At 74.1% G+C, this 26,481-nt stretch carries 19 protein-coding genes and 1 pseudogene; 9 read left to right on the top strand and 11 right to left on the bottom strand.

Features of this window, described 5'->3' with window-relative positions; genetic code table 11:
- From ACOTKD_RS14705 to ACOTKD_RS14730, 6 genes are all read right to left on the bottom strand, one after another.
- Positions 1 to 1,161, bottom strand: a complete 1,161-nt coding sequence (locus ACOTKD_RS14705; protein ID WP_424889379.1) for a substrate-binding domain-containing protein — start codon at positions 1,159 to 1,161, stop codon at positions 1 to 3.
- Positions 1,158 to 2,159: an ABC transporter permease gene (locus ACOTKD_RS14710; protein ID WP_424889380.1), complete on the bottom strand. Its 1,002-nt coding sequence runs from the start codon at positions 2,157 to 2,159 to the stop codon at positions 1,158 to 1,160. Before ACOTKD_RS14710 ends, ACOTKD_RS14705 begins: the two co-directional genes overlap by 4 nt.
- 2 nt (positions 2,160 to 2,161) lie before the next feature.
- Positions 2,162 to 3,670 carry a sugar ABC transporter ATP-binding protein gene (locus ACOTKD_RS14715; RefSeq protein WP_424889381.1) on the bottom strand — a complete coding sequence of 503 codons (1,509 nt, stop codon included), beginning with the start codon at positions 3,668 to 3,670 and terminating at the stop codon, positions 2,162 to 2,164.
- A 37-nt stretch (positions 3,671 to 3,707) separates the two neighbouring features.
- Positions 3,708 to 6,602 (bottom strand): SpoIIE family protein phosphatase, encoded by a 2,895-nt coding sequence (locus ACOTKD_RS14720; protein ID WP_424889382.1) that lies wholly within the window; start codon positions 6,600 to 6,602, stop codon positions 3,708 to 3,710.
- Between the two features lie 102 nt (positions 6,603 to 6,704).
- Positions 6,705 to 7,640, bottom strand: a complete 936-nt coding sequence (locus ACOTKD_RS14725; protein WP_424889383.1) for a cyclase family protein — start codon at positions 7,638 to 7,640, stop codon at positions 6,705 to 6,707.
- Between the two features lie 59 nt (positions 7,641 to 7,699).
- Entirely contained in the window at positions 7,700 to 8,719 is a 1,020-nt protein-coding gene (locus ACOTKD_RS14730; protein ID WP_424889384.1) for a zinc-dependent alcohol dehydrogenase family protein, read from the bottom strand.
- Positions 8,720 to 8,834: 115 nt separating this feature from the next.
- Here ACOTKD_RS14730 and ACOTKD_RS14735 point away from each other — a divergent pair, with 115 nt between their 5' ends.
- A complete protein-coding gene (locus ACOTKD_RS14735) occupies positions 8,835 to 9,764 on the top strand; it encodes an AraC family transcriptional regulator (RefSeq protein ID WP_424889385.1) in 930 nt (309 codons plus the stop codon).
- Between the two features lie 24 nt (positions 9,765 to 9,788).
- Here ACOTKD_RS14735 and ACOTKD_RS14740 read toward each other — a convergent pair whose 3' ends face one another.
- On the bottom strand, positions 9,789 to 11,207 hold the full coding sequence (locus ACOTKD_RS14740; protein WP_424889474.1) for an amino acid permease: 1,419 nt from the start codon (positions 11,205 to 11,207) through the stop codon (positions 9,789 to 9,791).
- A gap of 203 nt (positions 11,208 to 11,410) precedes the next feature.
- Here ACOTKD_RS14740 and ACOTKD_RS14745 point away from each other — a divergent pair.
- Positions 11,411 to 11,647: pseudogene (locus ACOTKD_RS14745) on the top strand (WhiB family transcriptional regulator); the annotation flags it as partial.
- A 35-nt stretch (positions 11,648 to 11,682) separates the two neighbouring features.
- Here ACOTKD_RS14745 and ACOTKD_RS14750 read toward each other — a convergent pair.
- From ACOTKD_RS14750 to ACOTKD_RS14760, 3 genes are all read right to left on the bottom strand, one after another.
- Positions 11,683 to 12,621: an alpha/beta fold hydrolase gene (locus tag ACOTKD_RS14750; protein WP_424889386.1), complete on the bottom strand. Its 939-nt coding sequence runs from the start codon at positions 12,619 to 12,621 to the stop codon at positions 11,683 to 11,685.
- Between the two features lie 185 nt (positions 12,622 to 12,806).
- The gene (locus ACOTKD_RS14755; RefSeq protein ID WP_424889475.1) at positions 12,807 to 14,591 is read right to left on the bottom strand and encodes a M4 family metallopeptidase; all 1,785 of its coding nucleotides are present in this window, start codon (positions 14,589 to 14,591) and stop codon (positions 12,807 to 12,809) included.
- Between the two features lie 384 nt (positions 14,592 to 14,975).
- Positions 14,976 to 15,401 carry a gamma-glutamylcyclotransferase family protein gene (locus ACOTKD_RS14760; protein ID WP_424889387.1) on the bottom strand — a complete coding sequence of 142 codons (426 nt, stop codon included), beginning with the start codon at positions 15,399 to 15,401 and terminating at the stop codon, positions 14,976 to 14,978.
- Positions 15,402 to 15,498: 97 nt separating this feature from the next.
- Between ACOTKD_RS14760 and ACOTKD_RS14765 the strand changes: the two genes are divergently transcribed.
- From ACOTKD_RS14765 to ACOTKD_RS14775, 3 genes are read left to right on the top strand one after another with little or no spacing between them, the layout of a single operon-like run.
- A complete protein-coding gene (locus ACOTKD_RS14765) occupies positions 15,499 to 17,907 on the top strand; it encodes an FHA domain-containing protein (RefSeq protein ID WP_424889388.1) in 2,409 nt (802 codons plus the stop codon).
- Positions 17,908 to 17,943: 36 nt separating this feature from the next.
- Positions 17,944 to 18,483 (top strand): hypothetical protein, encoded by a 540-nt coding sequence (locus ACOTKD_RS14770; protein WP_424889389.1) that lies wholly within the window; start codon positions 17,944 to 17,946, stop codon positions 18,481 to 18,483.
- A complete protein-coding gene (locus ACOTKD_RS14775) occupies positions 18,483 to 19,418 on the top strand; it encodes a serine/threonine-protein kinase (protein ID WP_424889390.1) in 936 nt (311 codons plus the stop codon). The genes ACOTKD_RS14770 and ACOTKD_RS14775 overlap by 1 nt, the downstream gene beginning before the upstream one ends.
- Before the next feature lie 415 nt (positions 19,419 to 19,833).
- Here the strand turns inward: ACOTKD_RS14775 and ACOTKD_RS14780 are convergent, their stop codons facing one another.
- Positions 19,834 to 21,123, bottom strand: a complete 1,290-nt coding sequence (locus ACOTKD_RS14780) for a streptophobe family protein (protein ID WP_424889391.1) — start codon at positions 21,121 to 21,123, stop codon at positions 19,834 to 19,836.
- 239 nt (positions 21,124 to 21,362) lie between these two features.
- Here ACOTKD_RS14780 and ACOTKD_RS14785 point away from each other — a divergent pair, with 239 nt between their 5' ends.
- The 4 genes from ACOTKD_RS14785 to ACOTKD_RS14800 all read left to right on the top strand — a co-directional run bounded on the left by ACOTKD_RS14785 (position 21,363) and on the right by ACOTKD_RS14800 (position 26,390).
- A complete protein-coding gene (locus ACOTKD_RS14785) occupies positions 21,363 to 22,601 on the top strand; it encodes a DUF6777 domain-containing protein (protein WP_424889392.1) in 1,239 nt (412 codons plus the stop codon).
- A 33-nt stretch (positions 22,602 to 22,634) separates the two neighbouring features.
- The gene (locus ACOTKD_RS14790; RefSeq protein WP_424889393.1) at positions 22,635 to 23,366 is read left to right on the top strand and encodes a DUF998 domain-containing protein; all 732 of its coding nucleotides are present in this window, start codon (positions 22,635 to 22,637) and stop codon (positions 23,364 to 23,366) included.
- 290 nt (positions 23,367 to 23,656) lie between these two features.
- A complete protein-coding gene (locus ACOTKD_RS14795; protein WP_424889394.1) occupies positions 23,657 to 25,039 on the top strand; it encodes a family 2B encapsulin nanocompartment shell protein in 1,383 nt (460 codons plus the stop codon).
- A complete protein-coding gene (locus tag ACOTKD_RS14800; protein WP_424889395.1) occupies positions 25,026 to 26,390 on the top strand; it encodes a SufS family cysteine desulfurase in 1,365 nt (454 codons plus the stop codon). The genes ACOTKD_RS14795 and ACOTKD_RS14800 overlap by 14 nt, the downstream gene beginning before the upstream one ends.
- Positions 26,391 to 26,481: the final 91 nt, after the last annotated feature.

A 26,481-nucleotide genomic window follows, 5' to 3' on the forward strand; every position in this document is an offset into this window, starting at 1 on the left:
TCAGCCCGCGGGCGCGGGCACGCCCCAGATCCTCCGGTACGCCGCGCGGTAGCCCGGCGGGTCCCAGGACGTGGCCCCGCCGCTGTTGGCGGCGGTGGCGATGTGCACCGGGGCCACGTACCCGCTGGCGGGCTCGCCCGCGAAGGCGCGGTTGAACTCGTCGACGATCTGCCAGCCCTGCTCGGAGAGCGCCTCGGGCACGGTGGCCGCCTGGAACTGCCGGCTGTTGATGCGCTGGAAGGCGGACGGGTCGCCGTCGCCCGCGCCGACGTTGAAGGGCGCGCCCGCGCCCTTCCTGCGGGCCGCGCGCAGGGCGGGGGCGGCGTCGGCGAAGTACACGTCGTTGATGGCGACGGAGTGGGTCCAGCGTTCCGGGAAGCGGGAGAGGAGGGAGGAGACCTCCTGGGGCGTCCGGCTGCTCGTGTCCGCGAGCGGGATGTTCTCCTCCGCCAGGAGCCGCACGCCCGCGCAGGTGGCGAGCTCCTTCGTGATGAGCTCGGACTTGTTCCGGGCGAACGGGATCGAGGCGTCGGTGAACACGACGACCCCGGCGACGCCGTGCGCGTGCGCGATGACCCAGTCCGCGCTGATCCGCGCGACGTCACCGACCCGGGTGGTGACGTTGGTGAACAGCGCGGGGTCCCTGCTGGGGCCGGGGGAGGCGACCGCGTGCCAGCCGACGAGCGGGATGTGTTCCGCTCCGGCCTGTGCGACCTGCTGCGACGTCAGGTGCGGGTCGAAGCCGGCGATGACGATGCCGGCGGGCCGCAGGGCGACGGCCTGCCCGAACGCCGCCTGGATCCCGGCGGGGGTGCCCTGGCCGTCGATCACCCGGACGTTCCAGCCGACGGCCCCCGCCGCCTCCTGCACGCCCTCGGCGACGCCCGCGACGCCGGGGTTGGTCATGGACTGCGCGACGAGGACGAGGGACCTGCCGGGGACGGCCCGGGGCCCGGTGGTGGGGCCGTCCCACGCCGCGTCGGTCTTCTCGGCCTGCCGGACGGCCGCCCCGGCCCTGGCCAGGGCGGCGGGGCAGCCGCTTTGCGCCGGGGTGGACGGGGGCGGCGCGGGGCCGGTCGACGCACCGCGCTCGCAGCCCGCGAGGACGGCGACGGCCACGGCCAGGGCGGCCGCGCCCGCCGGCACGGCCGTGCGGTTCACGGGCCGGCTCCGTGACGCAGCTGCCGGCGCGCCGCGTAGCCGGCCAGGCCGACGGCGATGAGCAGGGTGACGCCGTCGAACATCGGCGTGACCCAGAACCGGGCCCCGAGCTGGCCGATGCCGGCGAGACCGATGGCGAGGACCGTGACGGCGACGAGCGTGCCCGGGGCGTTGGCGCGGCCGGGCCGGATCGCGGTCGAGCCGAGCAGCGCGCCGACGAACGCGGGCAGCAGGTAGTCCATGCCGACGCTGGGGTTGCCGGTCTGCTGCTGCGCGGCGAGCAGGACCCCGGCGACGCCGACGACCAGGCCGGACGCGGTGAAGGCGCCGGTGACGTAGCGCCGCGAGGGGATGCCCACCAGCTCGGCGGCGCGCGGGTTGGAGCCGATGACGTACAGGTACCGGCCCAGCGGCAGCCGCTCCAGGAGCAGCCACAGCACGGCGGTGAGGGCGAGGACGTAGAAGGCGGAGACCGGCAGCCCGAGGAACCGGGAGTCGTAGAGCGCGGTGAAGCCGGCCGGCAGGCCGCCCGGGCCGGGGACGACGCGGGCCCCGCCGGTGATCCAGCCGGTGAAGGCGTACATGATGCTGCCGGTGCCGAGCGTGGCGATGAAGGAGTCGATCCGCGCGAACTCCACGACGGCGCCGTTGACGGCGCCGACGGCCGCCCCGCCGAGGACCACGACCAGGCAGGCGGCGGGCCACGGCCAGTGGCCGGCCACGAGGAGCTGCATCGTCACGACGTGCGCGAGCCCGAGGCCGTAGCCGATGGACAGGTCGAACTTGCCGGTGGCGATGGGGATCGTCGCGCCCAGCGCGAGCAGGGCGGGGATCGAGTGGTTGGACAGGACGGCGGAGATGTTGTCCAGGGTGGGGAAGGTGTCCGGCAGGGCGAGGGAGAAGGCCGCGAACAGCAGGACGGTGAGGGCGAGGAGGCCGTAGGCGCCGACGAGGTGCCCGATCCGGTGCCGGAGGGCGTGCCGGGTGGGGGGCGTCATCGTCACGGCGTCCCGGTGAGGGGGGCCATGGCCGAGGCCGCGTGGGTGAGCGCGGTGACGGTGAGGGCTTCGCCGCTCAGTTCCGCGGTCGCCTTCCCGCGGACGAACACCAGGGCGCGATGGCACACGCCGGCGACCTCTTCGAAGTCGGTGGAGATGAGCAGCACGGCGAGGCCGTCGGCCAGCGCGTGCTGCAGCAGGTGGTAGACCGCCGCCTTGGCGCCGACGTCCACCCCGGCGGTCGGCTCCTCCAGGATCAGGAGGTTGCGGTGCGGCCCGAGCCACCGGCCGATCATGACCTTCTGCTGGTTCCCGCCGGACAGGGTGGCGATCGGCACCTCGCTGTCCGGGGGACGCACGGCGAACCGCTCCATGAGGACGGCGGCCTCGGCGCGCTCGCGCCGGGGGCTGATCCAGTGGGTGCTCCGCAGCCCGCCGGCCCGGGGGTTGGCCAGGAAGTTCTCCCGTACGGTCAGCTCCGCCGCGCAGCCCTCCTCCAGCCGGTTGCTCGTCACGAAGCCGACGCCGGCGTCCACCGCTGCGGTGACCGTGCCGGGCCGGTAGGGCCGGCCGCCGAGCAGGGCGCTCCCGCCGAGCAGAGGGCGGGCGCCGGCGAGGGCGCAGCCCAGTTCCATGTGCCCGGCGCCGGTGAGGCCGACCATGCCGAGGATCTCGCCGGCGCGCAGCTCCAGGCTGACCGGCCCGGTGCTCTTTGTCCGCACGCCGTCCAGGCGGAGGACGGCCGGTCCGGCGGCGGGGGCGGTGAACGCGTAGCCGCGCGGTTCGTGGCCCACGATGTCGTGCACGAGGCGGGCCCGGGGGTAGTCGGCGACCGGGCCGTGGCTGACGATGCGGCCGTCGCGCAGGACGGCGAAGGCGTCGGCGACCTTGAACACCTCGTCGATCCGGTGGGTGACGAAGACGATGGCGTGCCCGCGGTCGCGCAGGGCGTGCAGGACGTCGAAGAGCCGGGCGCAGTCGGCGGCCGGGAGGCTGGCGGTCGGCTCGTCCAGGACGATGAGCCCGGCCCGGGTGCACAGGGCGCGGGCGATGGCCACCAGGGAGCGTTCGGCGCGGGTGAGGCCGGAGACGACGGCGTCCGGGTCGAGGTGGGCCGCGACGATGCCCAGGGCCTCGGTGCACTGCCGGCGGGTGCGCCGCCAGGACACCAGCCCCGCGCGGCGGGCGTACCCGGTGCCCAGCGCGATGTTCTCGGCGACGGTCATCCACCCGACCAGCCCGAGGTCCTGGTGGATGAACGACATGGCGCGGGAGGCCGCCTCGGTGTCGAGCGGGTGCCCGGCGACGGTCACCTCGCCCGAATCCGCGCGGTGGACGCCCGCGAGCACCTTGATGAGGGTGGACTTCCCCGCGCCGTTGGGGCCGAGCAGGGCCAGGACGCCGCCGCGGCTGATGTCGAGGTCGACCGCGTCGAGCGCGCGCGTGCCGCCGAACCGCTTGCCGAGCCCGCGGATGCGGACGAGGGGTTGAGGGTTCGGCACGTTCGTCATGCTACGACCACTTCCGCCCCGGATCCCGGATGGACCGTCAGATGGCGGGGATGTCGTCGAGGTCGAGGTGCAGCGCGGCGGGGCCGGCCTTGCCTCCCGGCACCTCCAGCGCGCACTCCGCCCAGATGACCTTGCCCTCCGGTGTGTAGCGGGTGCCCCAGGACTGGGAGAGCTGGGCGACGAGGAACAGGCCGCGGCCGCCCTCGTCGGTGGCCGCCGCGTGGCGCAGGTGCGGGGAGGTGCTGCTGGTGTCGGCGACCTCGCAGGTCAGGGCGCGGTCGTAGAGCAGGCGCACCCGGATGGGGCCGGAGCCGTACCGGATCGCGTTGGTGACCAGCTCGCTCAGCAGCAGCTCGGCGGCGAAGGCCGTCTCCTCCAGCCCCCACTCGGCCAGCCGGCGGGTGACGGCGGCGCGCACGGAGGAGACCAGCGCCGGGTCGGCGGGCAGGTCCCAGGCGGCGATGCGGTGCGGGTCCAGGGCGTGGGTGCGGGCGACCAGCAGCGCGATGTCGTCGTCGGGGTGGTCGGGCACCATGGCGTCCAGGACGGCGCGGCAGGTGTCCTCGGGCGGGCGGTTCGGGTGCGACAGCGCGCGGCGCAGGTCCTCCAGGGCCGTGTCGAAGTCGCGCCGGCGGTCCTCGATCAGCCCGTCGGTGTAGAGGACCAGCTGGCTGCCCTCGGGCAGCAGGAACTCCGCGGTCTCGAAGGGGAGGCCGCCCAGCCCCAGCGGAGGGCCGGCGGGCAGCTCGAGGAAGCCGACGATGCCGTCGGGGCGCACCAGTGCGGGCGGCGGGTGCCCGGCCCGGGCCATGGTGCACTCCTGCGTGGTGGGGTCGTAGATGACGTACAGGCAGGTGGCGCCGATGATGCCGGGGATGCCCGCGCCGGGGTCGCCGCCGCCCTCCTCGCGGTCGAGGCGCCCGACGAGGTTGTCGAGGTGGGTGAGCACCTCGTCCGGGGGCAGGTCCAGCTCGGCGAAGTTGCGCGCGGCGGTGCGCAGCCGGCCCATGGTGGCGGCGGCGTGCAGCCCGTGGCCCACCACGTCGCCGACCACGAGGGCGACGCGGGCGCTGGAGAGGGGGATGACGTCGAACCAGTCGCCGCCTACGCCGGACTGGGCGGGCATGTAGCGGTGCGCGACCTCCACGGCGTTCTGCTCGGGGAAGCCGTGCGGCAGCAGGCTGTGCTGCAGGGCGAGGACCATCGCGTGCTCGCGCGTGTAGCGGCGGGCGTTGTCGATGCAGATGGCGGCCCGCGTGGCGAGCTCCTGCGCCAGCGAGCGGTCGTCGTCCCCGAAGGGGGCGGGGTCCCGCGCCCGGTAGAAGCTCGCGATGCCCAGGGCGATGCCGCGCGCGAGCAGCGGGACGGCGATCAGGGAGTGGACGTTGTGCGCGAGGATGCGCTGGGCGGCCACGGGGTCCTGGGAGACCCAGCCCGGGGCGTCCCGCAGGTCGGGCTCCAGGACGGTCTGCCTGCTGGTCAGGCAGCGGAGCTGGGGCGTGGTCGGGCGCAGGTCGACCCGCTCGCCGACGGGGTAGAACGGGCAGTCCCCGCGGAAGCCGTGCACGACCGTGCGGTGGAGGTTCTTGGCGGGGTCCGTCGGCTCGTCGCCGCGCAGCACCGCCTCGGGCAGGTCGATGGTGACGAAGTCGGCCAGGCGCGGGACGGCCATCTCGGCGAGCTCGCGGGCGGTGCGGCCCACGTCCAGGGTGGTGCCGATCCGGGTGCTCGCCTCGGACAGCAGCTCCAGGCGGCGCCGCGCCGCCACGGCGTGCCTGCCCACGCCCGGCTCGCCGACCAGCAGCAGGCCGCCGGCCGCGCCGGCGGGGGAGCCGCCGGTGCCGCGGGGTGCCGCCGGGCCCGGCGCGCGGGCCGCCGAAGCGGGCCCGGCGGGAGGTGGGGCGAAGCGGGCGAGGGCCTGCTCGGCCAGGAGGCCGGGCGGCTCGGCGGCCGCGGTTCCGGCGGCGGGTGCGGCCGTGGCCGCGGTCGCCGTCCCGGTTCCGGCTTCGCGGGCCACCGTGAGGGGCGGCTCCCGTGCGTCGAGCACCGCCTCGACGACCACGCCCTCCACTCCGGAGGCGGTGGTCACCGGGCGGCTCAGGAGGGTGACCCGCCGGCCGCCGGGCAGCGTCACCTCGACGGCGGCCCGCTGGGCCGACGCGATCAGCTCGGTGGCCCGCTCCTCCAGGATCATCCGGTCCCGCCGGCCCAGGCCGCTCGTGAGCGGCTCGCCCAGCTGCCCGTTGAGGGCCGCGGCCCCGGCGGGCGCGTGGCTCCTGGCGTCGAGGTAGGCCTGCAGAAGGGCGCGCTCGCGCGCCGAACTCTGCCCCAGCAGCCGTCGCTCGATGGCGCCGGCCGCCTTGCGGATGACGATGTCCAGCGACGCGTCCGCGTCGGTGCGGGGGAATCCGAAGCACAGGACCCCCTCGATGCGCCCGTTGAGCAGGTCCCGGACCGGAATGGCCGCGCAGGCGTTCGACTGCGAGCGCTCGGCGAAGTGCTCGGCGCCGTAGACGTTGACCAGCCGCCGCTCCGCGAGGGCCAGGCCGATGCCGTTGGTCCCGGCGTACTTCTCGGCGAAGACGAAGCCGGGGACGCTCTGGATCGGGGCCAGCCGCCGCACCATGGCGGCATCGCCGAAGCGGCGCTGCAGCACCGCCCCGCGCCCGTCGGCCAGGGCCACGTTCATGTTCCGGCCTGTGAACAGGGCCTGCAGGCGGTCCAGGACGGGGGTGGCGGCGCGGATGAGGCGGCCGTCGAGGTCGAGGTCCGGGAAGTAGGGGAGCTCACAGCCGTCCGGGGAGAGCCCCAGCGACCGGCTCCGCTGCCACGAGTCGAAGATCGGGCCGCGCACGGCACCCGCGACCGGCGCGCCCGTGAAGAACTGCTCGCGGGCGAGCACGGGGCCGATGTCGTCCCCCACGAGCCCCATCCGGATCACTTCCCCGTACGGTCGGCGCGCCTGCACTGGTGTCCTATTTTAGAACTTCACGGACATATAGGATCCCGGGTCACCGTCATGGGCGATCCCGGGTCACAGCACGGCGACCGGGTTGACGGGCGAGCCCGTACCGCCCGGGACGTTCAAGGGGGACACGATGAGCAGGAACTCGTAACGCTCCGTGCCCGCGCAGGCGGCCGCGAGCTCCTCGACGTCGGCGTTGTCCAGCAGCGGCACGCCCATCGCCGCGACGGCGAGCGTGTGGACCGGCGAGTGCACCCCCTCCACCGGCGACGGCCGCACGTCGCTGTCGCCGTCACCGCCCAGCAGGGCGATCCCGCGCCCGGCCAGCAGCGGCACGGCGTCCACGTGGAGCCCCGCGCAGGCCGCGTCGGCGTCCCAGGGGCCCCGCTCCCGGCGCCGCCGGAAGCGGCCGGTCCGCAGCAGCACGGCGTCGCCGTCGCCGATCTCCACGCCCAGCGCCTCCTCCGCGGCGGTTATGTCCCCGGCGTGCACGGCCTGCCCCGGCTCCAGCCAGGCGACCCCCTGGACGGCGGGCAGGTCGAGGAGCACCCCCCTGGTCACCAGGGGTCCGAGCGCCGCGACGGAGCCGAAGCGGGCGCCTCCGGCGCCGACGAGCCCGCGCGCCGCGCCGCCGTCGTAGAGCCGGCCGCGATAGGCGACGTGGGCCAGTGCGTCCAGATGGGTGATGCCCTTGCCGTGGAAGTCGGCGCCCACGAAATCCTTGTGGGTGGAGGGCTCGGGCGGCTCGACGTCACCCAGGTCGGACATGTAGTGCAGGGCGGGCCTGCGGTTGTCCGGGCCGGCCGCCGTGTCCCACGGCCGGCCCAGCGGGACGACGGTCCCGGACCGCACCAGGGCGGCCGCCCGCCGGGCGTGGCCGGCACCCACCCGGTTCCAGGCGCCACGGTCGGCGGGGGCCCAGCGGCCCCACGTGCGGACCCTCTCGAACAGCGCGTCGAACTCCCGCCGGGAGACGGCGGGGCCGTTGCCCGTCGCGCTGCTCATCCCCCCATTCTTCGACGGCCTCGCCCGCGGCGCGCGGGCTCCCGGGCCTCTTCATGCCGTCATACGGTGACCACGATCTTGCCGGTGAACGTGCTGGAGTCCATCAGGCGGTGCGCGTCCGTGATGCGCTCCAGGCCGTCGAAGGTCTCGGCGATCACGGGCGCCAGCGCGCCGCTCGCCAGGCCCGAGCCGATGAAGGCGGCGGAGCGGCGGCGGTAGGCCGCGTCCCGGGAGTGGGCGCCGTTGGAGTACCCGTGGACGCTGAGCGGCCAGTTCATGGACAGCTGGACGGGGCGCCGGTCCAGCGTGCCGTAGATCACCGCCGTGCCGCCGGGCGCGAGGGCGTCGCCGACGGCGGCGAAGCCGGGGCCGCCCACCGCGTCGAAGGCCAGCTCGGCGCCCCGGCCACCGGTGATCCGCTTGACCTCCTTCACGAGGTCCTCGGAGCCGGCGCTGATCACATGGGCGGCGCCGAGCTCCAGCAGCCGTTCCCGCTTGGCCTCACCGCGCGTGACGGCGATCGGGACCGCGCCGATCCGCAGGGCCGTCTGGATCGCGGCCGTGCCGACGCCGCTGGACGCGGCCGTGATCACCACGTGGTCGCCGGGGGCCAGTCCGCCGGTCTCCACCATGCCGCCGTACGCCGTCGAGTACGTCAGCCACATCGCCGCGGACGTGACCGCGTCCGCGCCCTCGGGCCGGCGCACCAGCGCCTCCTCGGGCAGGACGGCACGCTCGCCGTACACCCCGTGGACGCCGAAGTCGAAGGCGGGAACGGACATCACCGCGTCGCCGGGCGAGAACGCGGTCACGCCCTCGCCGACCCGCTCGACCACTCCGGCCGCCTCGTAGCCGAGCCGGGAGCCGGGCAGCGTCGGCTGGTAGTAGTAACGACCGGCCCGGAACAGGGCCTCGGCCCGGTTGAGGCCGATCGCCTCGACGCGGAAGAGGACCTCGCCGGGCCCGGGCTGTGCCAGCGGCACCTCCTCGATCTTCAGGACCTCGGGGCCGCCGAGCTCGTGGAAGAGGACCGCCTTGGTGACCGCGGTGACTGCCTTGTGTGCGGAAGAAGTTGTCATGGAAACGACCGTACGGAGGAGCTGGGAGACGCTCCATATCTGAAAGCATCCCGGTTATGTCCCAGCGTCTCGCGATCAGGGCGGCAGGGTGCGATCGCGAGGGTAGGGTGCCGCCATGGACGTACTGAGCGACGCGATCGCCGCCATGCGCACCGGGCGCCCCCACTCCTCACGCTCCGTCAAGCACGCGCCCTGGGGCGTCCGCTTCCCGGCCTCCGACGGCGCCGGCTTCCACGTGGTCCTCCAGGGATCGGCCTGGCTGCTGCCGCCCGACGGCGCCGACCCCGTCCGCCTCGGCCCGGGCGACGTCGTCTTCCTGGCCCACGGGTACGGGCACGGCCTCGCCGACCATCCCGGCACCCCGCTGGAGGAGGCCCGGTTGAAGGCGGACGGCTCCTGGCCGTCGCTCCGCGACCGGCGGTCCGTCCACGGCGACGACACCCTCATGCTCTGCGGCGCCTACCAGCTGAACAAGGCGCGGGCCCACCCGCTCCTCGCCGACCTGCCGCCCTTCATCCACCTCCCGGCCCGCATCGGCGCCCACGACCGGCTGCGCGCCGCCGTCGACCTGCTCGGCGCCGAACTGGCCGACCCCCAGCCCGGATCCGACGCCGTCGTGCCCGCGCTCCTCGACACCCTGCTGCTCTACCTGCTGCGCGCCTGGTGGCTGACCGAGCGCCCCGAGGGGCCGTCCGGGTGGGCGGCGGCCCTGAGCGACCCGGCCGTCACGGCAGCACTGCACGCCATCCACGACGACCCGGCGCGCCCCTGGACGGTCGGGGAACTCGCCGCCCGGGCGGCGCTCTCCCGCGCCGCCTTCGCCCGCCGCTTCACCGCGCTGGTCGGCCAGCCGCCGCTCGCCTACCTGACGTGGTGGCGCATGACGACGGCGGGCCGGCTGCTGCGCGAGGGCGACGCCCCGCTGCGCACCGTCGCCGAACGGGCGGGATACACCTCGGAGTTCGCCTTCGCCAAAGCCTTCAAACGCGAGTACGGGATGGCGCCGGGCCGCTACCGCAAGGAAGGGGCCGCCCGCCCGGCCTGAGCCGGAGGCGGCGGCCGCCCCTGCTCACCGCGCCTTCCTGCGCCCTCTCACCAGGCCGCACACGATCAGCAGCGCCGTCCACGCACCCGTGCACACCAACTGCGTACGGGAGTCCGGTTCGAGGGCCATGACCACCAGGACCGCGCCGATCCCGGCCAGCGCCAGCCGGGTGAGGTGGGGGAACAGCCACATGCGCACCGGCGGTTCCGGCTCCCCGCGCCGGGCGCGCCGGCGGCGCAGGCGCAGCTGGGACAGGCCGATGAGGAACCAGACGATCAGGATCGTGGCTCCGACGGCGTCGAGCAGGAAGCGGAAGACCGTGCCGGGCCAGACGGCGTTGAGGACGACCGCCGCGAAACCGAAGGCGGCCGAGGCGAGGACGGCGCCCCGCGGGACGCCGCCCGGGGTCACGCGGCCGAGGGCACGGGGCGCGTCGCCGCGGTGCACGAGGGAGTAGAGCATGCGGGAGGAGCCGTAGATGTTGGCGTTCATCGCCGACAGCAGGGCGACGAGGACCACGGCGTCCATGACGCGCCCGGCGCCGGGAACCCCGATGCGTTCCAGGGCGCCGCTGTACGGGCCGGTGCGGGCGGCGTCGCTGTCCCAGGGCAGCAGGGTCACGATGACGGCCATGGAGCCGATGTAGAAGAGGCAGACGCGCCAGACGACCGTCCTGGCGGCCCGGCCCACCGCCCTGACCGGGTCGGCGGATTCGGCCGCGGCGATCGTGACGGTCTCCAGCCCCCCGTACGCGAAGACCGCCGCGACGAGGCCGAGGGCGAGCCCGTGCCACCCGTGCGGCAGGAACCCGCCGCGGCCGGTGAGGTGCGCGGTGCCCGGCGCGGCGGTGCCCGGCAGGAGGCCCGCCACCGCGAGCGCCCCCAGCAGGAGGAAGACGCAGATGGCGGTGACCTTCAGCCCGGCGAACCAGAACTCGAGGTCGCCGAAGCGCCGGACGGCGGCCAGGTTGCTGCCGGTGAAGGCGGCCATGAAGGCGGCCATCCAGATCCAGCCGGGTACGCCCGGGAGCAGGCCCGTCATGATGTCCGCCGCCCCGATCGCCTCCGCGGCGACGCTGACCACCAGCAGCGACCAGTACAGCCAGCCGGCCGTCAGACCGGCCCAGGGGCCGAGCGCCTTGGCCGCGTGCACGGAGAAGGAGCCCGTGGCCGGGTCGGCGGCGGACATCTCCGCCAGCATCCGCATCACCAGCAGCACCAGTCCGCCGGCCAGGACGTAGGCGACGACGACCGCGGGCCCCGCGGCCCTGATCCCCACCCCGGAGCCGACGAACAGGCCCGCTCCGACGGCACCGCCCAGCGCGATCATGGACAGGTGGCGCTGCTTGAGGCCGCGCGGGAGCGCGGTGGTGGCCGGGGCGGCCGGCGCGGCGGAGGAGTCCGGGGTGGCCCGGGCAGTGCCGTCGGGGGAGGGCGCGAGCATGCTGACCGTCCTGTGGCTCAAGGGGAGTGCACCGGGGCACTGCCGTGGAACCACTTACCTACCGGCGGGCGGGGCGCGGCATCCCCGAACGCCGTCCGCTCTGTCAGGTCAGGCTTATCCGGCGCATCACGGGCAACGCGGAGAAGGGAGAGGGGGGCCGCCCGACCGTGACCGAAGGGACTGACAGCCACATGGATCGCCACATGGACTGGCGACAGTACGCCGCGTGCCTCCACGAGGACCCCGAACTCTTCTTCCCCGTCGGCAGCCGGGGCCCCGCCGTCGTCCAGACCGAGGACGCCAAATCGGTCTGCCGCCGCTGCCCGGTGCGGGAGGACTGCCTGCGCTGGGCGCTGGACTCCGGGCAGGAGAGCGGCGTGTGGGGCGGGACGAGCGAGGCCGAGCGGCGGGCGCTGCGCCGGGCCGCGGGGGCCCGGCGCGGAGCGTCACCCGCGGGGCGGGTCCGGCCGAGGGCTCAGCCGAAGAACTCCAGAAGGGCACGCGTGACGGCCTCCGGCTGCTCCTCGACCAGGTAGTTGCGGCTGCCCTCGATCTCGGCCATGCGGACGTCGGTGCCCTGCTGGGGGAACACCTGGCTCATGTACTCGAAGAACGTCCCGTACGCGAGGCCGAGCATCGGCACGGAGATCTTGTCGTACGACTCGAAGTCCGCGATGTCCTGCTGGTAGGACTGGAACCAGCCCTTGCTCGCCCGGATCGCCTCGGCCGAGGAGTACGCCTTGGCGTAGATGTCCCGGTCCCGGTCGGTGATGGCCTCCGGGTTCACCAGGCTGAGGCCGAACATGTAGTCGATGATGTGGCGGTAGCGGCCGGTGAGGATCTGCTCCGGGAAGTCGGCCACCTGGTTGAAGGCGAGCCACCAGCGGTGCGGGCCCTTGTCACCGGGGTTGGGCAGCATGGGGAACTTGTAGTAACTCTGGTCCGCGTGCGTGGTGTTGAGGATGGCCACCTTCTCGGTGGCCTCCGGGTGGTTCGCGGCGTAGGCGAAGGCGACCATCGCGCCGATGCCGTGCCCGGCGATGCGGACCTTCTCGTGACCGAGGTGGCGAACCAGCTCGCGGATGTCCTGGGCCATCGACTTCTTCTCGAAGCCGGACCGCGGCTTGCTGGAGCCGCCCATGCCGCGGATGTCGACGGTGATCACGCGGAAGCGGGCCGCGAGCGCGGGCATGACCTTGCGGTACTCCCACCACGTCTCGGGCCAGCCGGGCAGCAGCACCAGCGGATCGCCCTGACCACCGGTCACATAGTGCAGCCGGACGCCGTTGACCTCGGCGTACTCGCTGGTGAAGCCGCCTTCGAGGGACGCCGCGAGCTCCGCGTTCAGAGCCTTGAGCTCCTCGGCGTCCGTGACCGTCGCCGCGTTCTCCGCGTTTTTCGCGTATGCCGGCACTTGCTCCCCCTTTGTAGTCGACCAGTGGCGCGCCGGGTGAGTTTGAACACCCAACTCTCTGGTGGCGTCGACGATAACAACATCCACTTCGCCGGGCCATGGGGTGTGGATCACACCGGCCCGGCCGGTTCCCCCGGCGCACAACACGCGGGGGGAACCGGCCGGTCGGGGGAGGCCCGCCGCCGTCAGCGCTTGACGGCCGGCCCCTCCTTGGGGGTGTTGGCCGCGGTCACGTTCACCCCGGCCCAGGCGGCGTCGACCGCCTGGTACTCGGTGCTCTTCTCGCCGTACATGTCCGCGGCGGCCTGCAGCGTGGCGGTGCGGGCCTCGTGGAAGTCGGTGGTCGAGACCATGTAGCGGGTCAGCGCGCGGTAGAAGATCTGCTGCGCCTTCTCGCGGCCGATGCCGGTGACCGCCTTGCCGTCGTACGTGGCGGAGTCGTACTCCACGCCGCCGATGGTCTTCTTGCCGCTGCCCTCGGCCAGCAGGTAGAAGGCGTGCGAGGAGACGCCGGAGCCGGCGTGCACCTCGCGGTCGTAGGAGTCCTTGTCCCAGTAGTCGACGGTGCCTTCCAGGACGTCCAGCGACGGCTTGTCCATGCGGCGCAGGAACTTCTGCTCCAGGCCGAGCTTCTCGCCGAGCAGGTAGTTCGGCGGGTTGCCGGCGTTGTTGGTGCGGAACTCCACGCCCGTGCCGAAGATGTCCGCGAGCGACTCGTTGAGCGAGCCCGCCTCGCCGAACTGGTTCTCGCGCGCGTCCACCCGCGTGGGCTGGAAGTCGGCGGTGGCCTCGATCACGCCGTGGCTGAGCTCGTGGCCGGTCACGTCCAGGGCCACCAGCGGCTGCTTGAACGTTTCTCCATCGCCGTCGCCGTAGAGCATGCAGCCGCACTCGGGGGACCAGTAGGCGTTGCCGACCTTGTCGCCGAAGTGCACCATCGCGTGCGGGCCGGCACCGTCGTTCTTGATGCCGTTCCGGCCGAACGTGGCCTTGTAGTAGTCGTACGTGCTGGTGATGCCGAACTGCGCGTCGACGGCGGCGGTGGCGCCGTCCGTGGTGGTGCCGTTGCCCCAGCGGTTGTCGGAGTCCGTGAACGCCTTGCCGGAGGCGAAGGAGCCGAGCTCCTGGGACCCGGCGTCACGGGTCTCGCCGCCGCCGCGGCTCGGGTCCTTGAGAGTGAAGGAGTCCTTGGCGGTCTGCGTCGTCGTCAGCGGGACGTCGCCGGCGAAGAACGAGGCGCCGGTGCCGTTCGCCGGTGCCGGGAAGCCGGCACCGGGCTGCACCTTGGCCGGCGGCGCGGACTTCGCGTTCTTGCGCGGCTGCGCCTTCTGGCCCTGGTCGCGGAGCGTGGCCTTCAGGCGTGGGGAGATGAAGCCGTCGCTGAGCGGCGTGCTGCTGATGACCTTGCCGCTGCCCGCGTCCACGACGACGCTGTGGCCGACGCCGGCCTCGGCCTTGCCGCCGCCGGTGACGGTCACGCGGTAGGCGAGGACCGGCTCGGTGCTACGCGCGTCGACCACGAGCTCGGTCTTCGCGGCCTTGCCGGACACCGACTGCGCGGCCTTGGCCGCGGCCTGCGGCGCGGTCAGCTTCGGGGCGACCGAGGGGACGGCGACCTGGTGCTTGATGGCCCGGGTGACGCCGAGGTAGTTCTTCCGGGCGTCGAGGTGCACGACGAGGTCACCGCCGACCACGGGGACGCCCTGGTAGGCCCGGACGAAGCGGACGTGGCGCTTGCCCTCGGGGTCGACGAGGGTGTCCTTGACCCGGAGCGTCTCGTTCTTGCCGACGCCCGTGGCGTCCGCGTGGGCGAGCGCCGCGGCGGTGGCCGCCTTCACGGTCTCCGCGTTGGCGGCGAGGGCGGCCGCGTTGAACGAGGAGTCGGCGGCCGACTCGCGGGCCCGGTCCCGGGTCGCGTCGCTGACCTTGTCCACGGGCTGGGACGGGGCGGCGGACGCGGTGCCCGCCATGGTGGCCGCGGCCACGACGGCCACGGCGACGGCGAGTATTCGGTTCTGCGTTGTGGGGGTTGTACGCAAGTTCAGCGCCCTTTGCGTCGAGGGCGGTTCGGGACGTGCCCGGCCGCCTGCATGCACGCGGTGCCGTCACTCGCGCACCGCGGGAACCTGTGGTCCCGCGGAGGACTCTGCCTGGACTGGCGTGGGCATGAAAAGAGCAGATAGGCACGATGTCCGGACAGTTGATCAACTGTTAACAATGACCGAACGGAAGGTGCCTATGTGGTGACTTGGTGTCAACTGCAAGGGGAGATGCGGACCGTGGGCCATGGGTTGCCGGTGATCGCCGGCGTCTTGGAATGTGAGACGCGGGCCCCTGCGTCCGCCGCGGAGCTCCTACGCCCGGGGCCAGCTGCTGCCCGTGACCCGCGTCCCCGCCGCCCGCAGCCGCCGCGCCGTCCGCTCCGCCGCGAGGTACACCCAGGCGCGGACCGCGTGCTCCCCGCCCTCGGGCAGCACCGGCCGCACGACCCGCACGTACAGCTCGCCCGTGCCGTCCGGGGCGCAGCCCTCCAGCTCGTCCAGGGACGCGAGCACCGCCGCGTACGCACCGGGCGCCACCCGGACCAGCTCGCCGCGGACCTCGCCGCCCGGCTCCGCCACGGCGTACGGATACCCGGGCCCCTCGAACAGCACCGCGCCCCGCAGCCGCGCCGGCTCCTCCGCCACCGTGCGGCCCCGCAGGAGGCGGCCGTGATGGGACTGACCGGGACGCAGCGTCCCGTAGACGAACACCGGCAGCCTCTCCTGCTCCGCCGCCATCTCCGGCTCCCTCCGCCGTCGCCGCGCGCCCCTGCCGCCCCTGCCGCCCCGCGCCACCGAAAGGCGGGGGAGAGCGGCCCGCCGTAAAATTACCGGTATGGGAGAGCGGCCCGTCGTGCCCTCCGCCCCCGAACTCGTGGTCGAGTCCGACGGCGGCTCGCAGACGATGACCCCGAGCCGCGTCTACCAGGTGGGGCGCGACCCGCAGAGCGACATCGTGCTGCACGACGCCCGGGTGTCCTGGCACCACGCCGTGCTGCGCCCGGTCGCGGACCACTGGACCGTCGAGGACAACGGCAGCACCAACGGCACCTGGGCCGAGGGCCGGCGGGTGCAGCTCCTCGACGTCGGCCCCGGCACCGTCCTGCGCTTCGGCAGCCCCGCCGACGGGCCCGCCGCCGTCCTCAAGAGCGCCCCGCCCCCGGCACCGCCGCCCCCTCCACCCCCGGCGTCACTGGGGGAGCGCCCGACCTCCGTGTCACAGCCCGCCGCCACCGGCACCTTCCGGCAGCCCACCTCCGTACGCCCCCTGCCCTCCCGCACCATCCGCATCGGCCGCGGGCCCGACAACGAGGTGACCGTCGACGACCTGGTCGTCTCCCGGCGCCACGCCGAACTGCGCGCAGGACCCGGCGGTGCATACGAGATCGTCGACCTCGGCAGCCACAACGGCACCTTCCTCAACGGCCACCCCGTGAGCCGCGCCCCGGTGCTCCCCGGCGACATCATCGGCATCGGCCACTCCGCCTTCTGCCTCGTCGGCGACCAGCTCCAGGAGTACGTCGACAGCGGCGAGATCTCCCTCGACGTCCAGGACCTGTGCGTCCACGTCGAGGCCGAGGCGGGCCGCAAGCGGCTCCTCGACGGCGTCTCCTTCCCCGTCGAGGAGAAGTCCCTGCTCGCCGTCGTCGGCCCCAGCGGCTCCGGCAAGTCCACCCTCCTCAACGCCCTCACCGGGCTGCGCCCCGCCGACCAGGGCGCGGTGCTCTACGACGGCCGCGACCTCTACCGCGACTACGCCGAACTCCGCGCCCGCATCGGCCTCGTCCCCCAGGACGACATCCTGCACGTCCAGCTCACCGTGCGCCGCGCCCTGTCCTACGCCGCCGAACTGCGCTTCCCCGGCGACACCGCCAAGGCCGAACGCCTGGCCCGCGTCGAGGAGGTCATCCGCGAACTGGGCCTCGAACAGCGCGCCGACCAGCCCATCCACAGCCTCTCCGGAGGCCAGCGCAAGCGCGTCAGCGTCGCCCTGGAACTCCTGACGAAGCCCTCCCTGCTCTTCCTCGACGAGCCGACGTCCGGCCTCGACCCCGGCATGGACCGCTCGGTGATGAACACCCTGCGCACCCTCGCCGACGACGGCCGCACCGTCATCGTCGTCACCCACAGCGTGCTCAGCCTGGACGTCTGCGACCGGCTGCTCGTCCTCGCCCCCGGCGGGCGGACCGCCTTCTACGGGCCGCCCGGGGACACGCCCGGCTTCTTCGGGTTCAAGGAGTGGCCCGAGGCGTTCGAGGCCTTCGAGAACGACAAGGACCGGGACTGGCCGGGGGAGTACCGCGCCTCGGAGCAGTACCGGCAGTACGTCGCGACCGCCGCCGCGCAGCCGCGCCCCGCCGAGCCGCCCGCCCCGGAGGCGGAGCCCGCGTCGGCGCCCCCCAAGCCCCAGAGCTGGGGTGCCCAGCTGTCGACCCTGATGCGCCGCTACGTACGGGCGCTGAGCACCGACCGCACCTTCCTGATCATCATGATCGTGCTGCCGTTCGTCACCGGCGCGATGGCCCGGCTGTCCTCGGGCACCCGCTTCGCCTCCGCCGACAAGGCCAACACCGTCCTGCTGATCCTGTGCGTGGGAGGCGTGCTGACGGGCGCCGCCAACGCCGTGCGCGAACTCGTCAAGGAACGGGTCATCTACCGGCGCGAGAGAGCCGTGGGCCTGTCCAGGTCCGCCTACGTGATGTCGAAGATCATCGTCCTGGGCGTGATCACGGTGGCGCAGGCCGTCGTCCTGTCCATCGTCGGCCTGGGCGGAGTGGACACCCGCGCGCCCCACGGCCAGGGCGTCCTCATGCCGCCCCTCGTCGAGATGACCCTGGCCCTGGCGCTGCTGTCGTTCACGTCCATGCTGCTCGGCCTGCTCGTGTCGGCGATCGTCCGCAGGGAAGAGGTCACCATGCCGCTGCTGGTGCTCATCACCCTGGTCCAGGTCGTCTTCTGCGGCGGAATGATCGAGCTCAACAACAAGCTGGTGCTCGAACAGCTCTCCTGGCTGGTGCCCTCGCGCTGGGCGCTCGCGGCCATGAGCGCCACGATCGACTTCACCCACATCCCGCCCGCCACCGGACAGCTCCCGCCGTCGGCCGGGGGCGGCGACCCGCTCTACCGGCACGCCGTCGGCACCTGGCTGATGGACATGGGCATGATGGTGGTCCTGTCCCTCGTGTTCGCCCTCCTGGTGGCCCGCCTCCTGCGCCGCCACGAACCCGCGGTCATGCGGAAGTGACGGAGGCGGAGTGACGGAGACGGAGGAGGCGGAGCGATGAGCACGGTCCCCATGGCGCCCGGCGGCGCGTCCGGCACCCCCGGCTTCCTGCCCACGCACGTCGTGCCCCCCGACGGGCTCGCCACCTGGACCGCCCCCGACGGGGCGGTGCCCACCGCACCGCTGGACCCGCTCCTGCCCGTACGGCTCGTGGAGCGGCGCGGCGACTGGGGCCGGGTGCTCTGCTCCAACGGCTGGGCCGCCTGGACCGACGCCCGGCTCCTCGTCGTCCTCCCCCAGGGCCCGCCCGCCACCGGCGGCCCGCTCGTCCGGACGGACGACGCGCGGGGGCTCCTCACCGGTGTCCAGGAGACCCTCGGCCAGTACCGCCGGGCGATGGAGGACCTCGCCGCCGGCCGCACGGACACCGAGGCCTTCGGCCGCACGACCCGGGGACTGCGCATCGGGGCCGTCGTCGACGGCGACGCCCTCTGGCTCTACGACGCCGAACGGGACCTGTGGTGCTACTGCGACGGCACGGCCATGGCCGCGCTCGCGTCCCCCGCCGGCCCCACCGGCCCCGGTGGTGACCGCTGATGGCCCCGGCCGGGGACGGGCCCACCGATCTGACCGGCCGCCGCATCGCCGGCTACGAGGTGGAGGACGAACTGGGGCGCGGCGGCATGGCCGTCGTCTACCGCGCCCGCGACCTGCGGCTCGGCCGGATCGTCGCGCTCAAGCTGCTCGCCCCCGAGCTGGCCCGCAACGACACCTTCCGCCAGCGCTTCGGGCACGAGTCGCGCGTCGCCGCGGCCATCGACCACCCGCACATCGTCCCCGTGTTCGAGGCGGGGGAGGCCGACGGCGTGCTCTACATCGCCATGCGGTACGTGGCCGGGCTCGACCTGCGCGCCCTGCTCGACCGCGACGGGCCGCTGCCGCCCGTCGTCGTCTGCCGCATCGCCGGCCAGGTCGCGTCCGCGCTCGACGCGGCCCACGCGCACGACCTCGTCCACCGGGACGTCAAACCCGGGAACATCCTCGTGGCGGAGGGCACCGACAGCGACCATCCCGAGCACGTGTACCTCACCGACTTCGGGCTGACGAAGAAGTCCCTGTCCCTGACCGGGTACACCCGTGTGGGCCAGTTCGTCGGCACGCTGGACTACGTCGCGCCCGAGCAGATCGCGGGGAAGCCGGTCGACGGGCGGTGCGACGTGTACAGCCTGGGGTGCGTCGTCTTCGAAATGCTCACGGGAGCGCCGCCGTTCCGGCGCGAGGACGACATGGCGCTGCTGTGGGCACATCAGTACGACGCGCCGCCGCGGCTGTCGGAACGCGTCCCCGGTCTGCCGGCCGCGGCCGACGACGTCCTCGCCAAGGCTTTGGCCAAAACCCCGGACGAACGCTTCGACAGCTGCCTGCGGTTCATCGCGGCGCTGCGAACGGCGACGGCGGCGCCACCGGGCGCGAGACGGGTCCCGGAGCCGCCGGGGTGGGCGGGGGTGGTGTTCCCGGAACGGGACGCTTGACGGGGGGGCTTGTGCGCTCCGGCTATGGCCGGTTCGGCACCGCCGGACAGCGGTGTCGTGGTTGCTCGCCGTTGCGGCGGGGGATGGGCGGCCGGCCGATCCGGATCGGGCTGTGCCACCCGCCTCCGCCGCCGCGACGAGCAACCACCGTCGGCCATTCCGGCGGCGCCGTACCGAGGGTCCGGGGTGTCGTGCCGGTCTCACTCCGCCGCCGTGGCGCGCAACCACCGCCAACTGGCCCGGCGGTGCCGGGCTATGCCCCGCCATGGGCCCTCGTGCCCCTGGCCTGGGTTCCGGGTCGCGCCCGTCTCACTCCGCCGCCGTGGCGCGCAACCACCGCCAACCGGTCCGGCGGTGCCGGGCTGACCTCGGGTGGGGATCCCGGCGGCGCCGCAGGCACACGCCGGTGCCGGATTCAGCTCGGCTCAGGGCTCCCCGGCTCGCCGGCAAGGCCCCGGCGACGGACCCGGCGGGACAGGGCGCTTCCCGCATAGCCCGCCACCAGGCCCCACAGCAGGCCCACCCCCACCAGGGTCAGGAGGTGCGGTTGCAGAGTGATCTCGCCGCCGAAGGCGGACATGTCGGTGATGCCGAGGAGCGACAGGCCGAAGCGGGCCGAGATGCGGGTGAGGGTGCCGATGACGAACAGGGTGACGGCCAGGGCGGCGCCCAGCTGCACCGCGTGCTCCCACGGCCGCGTCGTCGCCGGTGACCGCACGGCCATCAGGAACGCCGCCGCGAGGAGGGCGACCGCGGCGAGGGCGACGAGGAGCCACGCCCGGCCGTCGTGCTCGGCGAGCGAGGAGACGTTCACCGTGGACGGTTCGTCGCCGTGCGAACGCAGCACCGCCGTGAGCGGTCCGGGCATGGGCAGCCCGAGGGACGTGCCGGGGACGTGGCCCTCCCAGGCCCCGCCGAGGCCGAGGCCGAACGCCATCCAGGCCAGGTTGGGCAGGCCGAGCAGGAGCACGGCCATGGTCTCCCCCGGGTGACCCCGGACGGCGGCGGAGACGAGTCCGATGACGAGCCCGAGCAGCACGTAGCCGAGCAGCAGCACGACCATGGCGAACGCCACGGGCCGCACGGGGTCCTGGAAGCGCAGCAGCCGCGACGGCAGTGGCGTCTTGCGGGAGGCCGCCACGGCGACGGCGAGCAGGACGAGCAGCCACAGCAGGCCGTAGCCGAGCGTGGGCCCGAGGGCCGCGCGGAAGCCGACGCGGGGGGCGACGTCGAGGGCTTCGCCGATGTCGCCGAGGAGCGAGTCGCCCAGGTCGATCCGGAAGTCGTGACGCGCGCCGAGGGTGATGAGCAGCAGGGCGAGCAGCCACAGGACGGCCGTCCGGGCGACGCGGGCGAGCAGTGCGCGCCCGCTCGTCACGGCGTGGTGCCGCAGCGGGAGCAGGAAGACGACGGCGAGGGCGACCGCACCGGCCAGGGTCACCGACAGCGGGACGACGGCGATGCCCGCCCCCGTACGGCCCAGGACGCCCGCGTCGCCGTACAGCTCCAGGGTGCCGCCGACGGCGGTGACGACGGTGGCCGCCGTTACGGAGGGGAACGCTCCGCCCGGCAGTCCGCCGGCTCCGGCGGCCCACAGGCCGAGCGCGGCGACGGCGAACATCGCGGCGACCCCGGCGGCGACGGCGGCGAGGGCGTCACCCCAGGCGCGGACGATGGAGGGCGCGTCCCCGGGCGGCTGGCTCACACTGCCTCCGCGTGCGTCGTCGACGGTCGGACACCCGGCCTCCGGCGGGGAGGCCCGGAAGCCAACCTACGCCCGTACGGCCCGCCCCACCTGTCGGGGACGCGCCCCGTGTGCCCGCCCCGGGCCCTTCGCGCACCCGTTGCTCCCGGAGGGAACCCCGCTTGCGGGCCGCGCCGGTTTGCGGCACACAATGAGCCCGTAAGCGTGCTGATAAGGACAAAAGCGGAGGAGTAGGGCCCGTGTCGTCCGAGCCACCGTCAGAAGACCGACCCACCGGCCCGCCCTCCGGCCCTCTGTCCGGCGGCGGAGGGAGCGGCTCCGGCCAGCCCGGCCCGGCCGGACCGCCTCCCGAACCCACCCGCCCCGACTGGCACTCGACGCCGTCGGGCGAGGGCTCCACGACGCCGTCGGGCGAGGGCTCCACGCAGATCAGCGGCCCCACGGGCGCACAGCCGCCGGAGCCGCCCGGCCCGCCGGCCCCGCCGTCCGGCGCCCACGGCGCACCCCCTCCCGCGGGGGAGCCCGGCAGGGCCTGGTGGCGCTCCGCCCCCAAGGTCGCCCTCCTCGCGGGCGTCCTGGTCGCCGCGGCGGCGCTCGTGGTCTTCTTCCTGCGCCCGGAAGGCGGTGGGGAGGTCTTCCTGCAGGCCGCGTCGGCCCACGGCAACGACCCCTTCACCGCGTCCACGGCCAAGGACACGGGCACCAAGGAGACGACCGCCGCCCCCGCCACCCCCTCCGAGGGCGGCACCCGTACGTACCAGGGCTCGACGCCGGGCCTCTACGGCGGCACGCAGAACGCGGCGAGCTGCGACGTCGAGCGCCAGATCCGCTACCTCAACGACGACCAGGCCAAGTCCCGCGCCTTCGCGAGCGCCGCGGGCATCCAGCAGGGTGAGATCCCGCGCTACCTGCGCGGCCTGACGCCCCTGCAGCTGCGTTCCGACACCCGGGTCACCAACCACGGCTACAAGGACGGCGCGGCCACCACGTTCCAGTCCGTCCTGCAGGCAGGCACGGCCGTCCTGGTCGACAACCGGGGCATGCCGCGCGTGCGCTGCGCCTGCGGCAACCCCCTCGGCCCGCCCGTCGCGGCCAAGGGCAGCACGAAGACCAAGGGCCAGGGCTGGGGCGGGTACAAGTCGTCGAACGTGGTCGCCGTCACCCAGGCCGCGACCGTCGTCTACGTCATCGTGGTGTACGACCCCGTGACCGGTCAGTGGTTCGAACGGCCGGTCGGCACCGACGGGGGGAGCGACCGCCCGGTCCCGCCGCCCAGCGGCGCCTTGCCCTCCGGCCCGGCCTCGCAGGGGTCGGAGGAGCCGAGCAGCGGCGAGCCGTCGAAGCCGTCCTCGTCCGCCCCGCCGCCCCCCTCCACGGCCCCGCCGTCCCCGCAGAAACCGGAGAAGCCGGCGACCGAACCCGGTCCCGCCTACGGGCCGCAGAACCGGGGGCTCGCCGGACCCGGAGGGGCGGCATGAGCGGAGCCGCCGCCCGGCGGGCCTGAGGCCCCGATGAGCGGCGCGCCCACCGAGTCCCGGCCGGGGGAAGCAGCCCCCGGCCGGGTGACGGCCGCCGCCGGCGCACCCCCGGAGGATCCGGGCGGAGCCCGCCGGGCGGCGTGGCCGCTGGCCGTCGCGGCGGTGACGTACAACGCGTGGGTGCTGGAGTTCCTGGTGCCCACCGGCCTGGACCCCCGGCACTCCTACGTCAGCGAGCTCTACGCCGCCGACCAGCCCTTCCACGTGCTCTTCGGCGTCGTCGAGGTCGTCACCGCCCTGCTCGTCGCCGCGGGCGCGGCCCCGCTTCCCCGCCGCCCGGGGAGCGACCGCCGCTCCGTCGCCGGACGGTGGTCGCTGGTCGCCTTCGCCGCGTCCTCCGTCGCGGACGTCGTCGTCCCGATGCGGTGCGCACCGTCGGTGAACCGCGCCTGCGAGGCGGTCAACCCCTGGCACACCGCCACCAGCGCACTGGCCCATGCCGCGCTGTTCGCCTCCATGGCCCTGATGGTGACCGCCGCGGCGCGCGGCGCCCGGTGGCCGCTGATCCGCCGCTGGGGGCCGTGGGTCCTGGCGGCCGCGCTCGTGACGTCCGTGTGCACGGTCGGCGCGCTGCTGGGGCGGCCGGGCTGGCACGGCGTTCCGCAGCGGGCGCACCTGCTGCTCGTCGGGGCGTGGCTGGCCCTGCTCGCCGCCTCGCCGGGGAGCCGCCGCACCGGGAAGGGCCGCCACCGCCGCACCGGGTGAGCCGCCGACCGTCACGCGAGAGCCTCGGGCGAGGCCTTCGACGATCGAATCCGGTCGATTGCGCGGGAGACGGACCGGATCCGTCCGCGACCGACCGGCGCAGCCCCTCCGTACCCATGAGGAAGATCGCGCTGCTCAGTCACCCCATGAACAGGACCTGTTCACTTCTGAACGGACTGACGCCGCGTCAACGGCAAATGATTTAAGGCCATGACGCATTGCTGCAGTCTTGTGAACGCAATGTTGCCAACAAGACGATCAGCCTCGTTACCCACACCGAGGAGGTCCTCATGAACGATCGGCTGAGTCTCAGCCCGGACGCGGCACGGCAACTCGCGACCACCACCAAGACCACCCCGCAGATGCGCGGCATCACGCCCCGCTACCTGCTGCGGGCCCTGCCGTGGGTGGACGTCGAGTCCGGCGTCTACCGCGTCAACCGCCGGCGGACCTTCATACTCGGCGACGACCGGATATCCACCTTCAGGAACGACGACGCCCACCACGTCGTCCCCGAGGACCTCCGGGAGATCCCCTTCCTGCGCGAGGCCGGCGAGGAGCTGCTGCGCGAACTGGCGGGCGCCTTCACCGAAGTCACCTTCGACGCCGGGCAGATGCTCCTCCAGGAGGGCGAGGCCGCCGACAAGCTCTGGATCCTCGTCCAGGGCCGCGCCGAGAAGCGGACGACCGGCCGCTACGGCGAGGACGCCCTCCTCGACATCGTCGGCGACGGCCAGTTCTTCGACCTCGACGCCTGGGCCTGCGGCGCGCCCGCCGCCTACCGCGTCAAGGCGCTGACCCCGGGCACCGCCCTCTGTGCCGACCGCGACCACCTGACCCGGCTGGCCGGCCGCGACGAGGCGCTGCGCGCGGCCCTCACGGCCTTCACCTCCGGCGAACGCACCGTCCCCGGCGCCGAGGTGCCCGTGGACCTGAGCGCCGGGCACGTCGGCGAGCCGGACCTGCCGGGCACCTTCGTCGACTACGAGGACACGCCGCGCGAGTACCACATGACGCTCGCCCAGACCGTGCTGCGCGTCCACTCCCGCGTCGCCGACCTCTACAACGAGCCCATCGACCAGACCCGCACCCAGGCCGGCCTGACCGTCCAGGCGCTGCGCGAGCGCCAGGAGCGCTCGATGCTCCACCACCCCGAGTACGGCCTGTTCAACAACGTCGCCCCCGGCCAGCGCGTCCAGACCCGGACCGGCGCGCCGACCCCCGACGACTTGGACGAGCTGCTCAGCAAGGTCTGGAAGCAGCCCTCCTACTTCCTCGCCCACCCGCGCGCCATCGCCGCCTTCGGCCGTGAGTGCACCCGCCGCGGCGTGCCCCCGGTCATCGAGAACCGCTTCGGCAGCCCTCTGCTGACCTGGCGCGGCGTCCCCCTGCTGCCCTCCGACAAGGTGCGCATGACCGGCCCGAACGGCGCCGCCACCACCGAGATCCTGCTCATGCGCGTCGGCGAGGCCGAGCAGGGCGTCGTGGGCCTGCGGCCCGCGAAGGTGGCCGACGAGGTCGAGCCGGGCCTGTCCATGCGCAACATGGGCATGGACCAGAAGGGCATCACCCAGTACCTGATGACGGCGTACTTCAACGCCGCGGTCCTGGTCGAGGACGCCCTCGCCGTGCTCCAGAACGTCGAGGTGTCCAAGTACCATGACTACTCCTGACATGCCGTGGGGCGCGTACGCCCCGGGCATGGCACAGCTCCCCGGCACACAGTCCCCCGGCCCACAGGTGCCCGGAGCCGCGGCCCCGGCCGGGCAGCCCGCCGCCGGCAGCGCCGCCACCCGCAGCGGGCAGTTCACCCCCGAGGCCGCCCGGCGGGACGTCCCCGTCCTCCAGCGGCCCGTCAACGGCCGCCCCGTCGTCTGGCTGGACAACGGCGCCACCACCCAGAAGCCCCGCCAGGTCATCGAGACCCTGGCCTCCTACTACGCCACCGCCAACTCCAACATCCACCGCGGTGCGCACACCATGGCCCGCGAGGCCACCGAGATGTACGAGGGCGGACGGGCCGCGGTCGCCGGATTCCTGGGCGCCCCGTCACCGGACACCGTCGTCTTCACCCGGGGCACCACCGAGGCCGTCAACCTCGTCGCGCAGAGCTGGGGACGCGCCAACCTCGGCCCCGGCGACGAGATCCTGGTCTCCACCCTGGAGCACCACTCCAACATCGTCCCCTGGCAGCTGATCGCCAAGGAACGGCGGGCCCGGGTCGTTCCGATCCCCCTCCTGCCCGACGGCAGCATCGACCAGGACGCCTACGCCGACCTGCTCTCGTTCCGCACCCGGCTCGTCGCCGTCAGCCACGCCTCCAACGTGCTGGGCACCGTGCCGCCGGTGAAGGAGATGACGGCACTGGCCCACCGCTACGACGCCAGGGTGCTGGTGGACGGCGCCCAGGCCGTCGCCCACTTCCCCGTGGACGTCCAGGACCTGGACAGCGACTTCTACGTCTTCTCCGGGCACAAGCTGTACGCCCCCACGGGCATCGGGGCGCTGTACGCCAAGCCGGAGGTCCTGGCCGGCATGCCGCCGTGGCAGGGCGGCGGCAACATGATCGACCAGGTGGAGTTCGGCCGCGTCACCTACGCGCCCGTGCCGCACCGCTTCGAGGCCGGCACCGGGCACATCTCCGGCGTCGTCGGACTCCGGTCCGCCATCGACTGGCTGAGCTCGTTCGGCCGCGAGGCGGTCGCCGCGTACGAGACCGCACTGCTCGGCCACGCCCGGCAGGCCCTCGCCGCGGTACCCGGCCTCACCGTCCTCGGCGACGCGCCCGGGAAGATCGCGGTCCTCACCTTCACGCTCGCCGGCCACGACCCGATGACCGTGGCCCGGTGGCTGGACCACGAGGGCATCGCCGTCCGCGCCGGCCACCACTGCGCCCAGCCCTCACTGCGCCACTACGGGCTGGAGGCCGCGACCCGGGCCTCCCTCGCCCTGTACAACACGGCCGAAGAGGTGGACCAGCTGGCCGCTTCGCTGACGCGGCTTCAGCTGCAGGGCGCCGGCTGACCGCGGCACGCCCGGTGATCACGGCGTGGCCCCCCGCCCCCCCCCCCGGGGCCCCCCCCCCCCCCCCTCCACCGGGCAACCCGGCGGCCCC

The organism is Streptomyces sp. XH2 (genome assembly GCF_049725035.1).
GTDB lineage: Bacteria > Actinomycetota > Actinomycetes > Streptomycetales > Streptomycetaceae > Streptomyces > Streptomyces roseoverticillatus.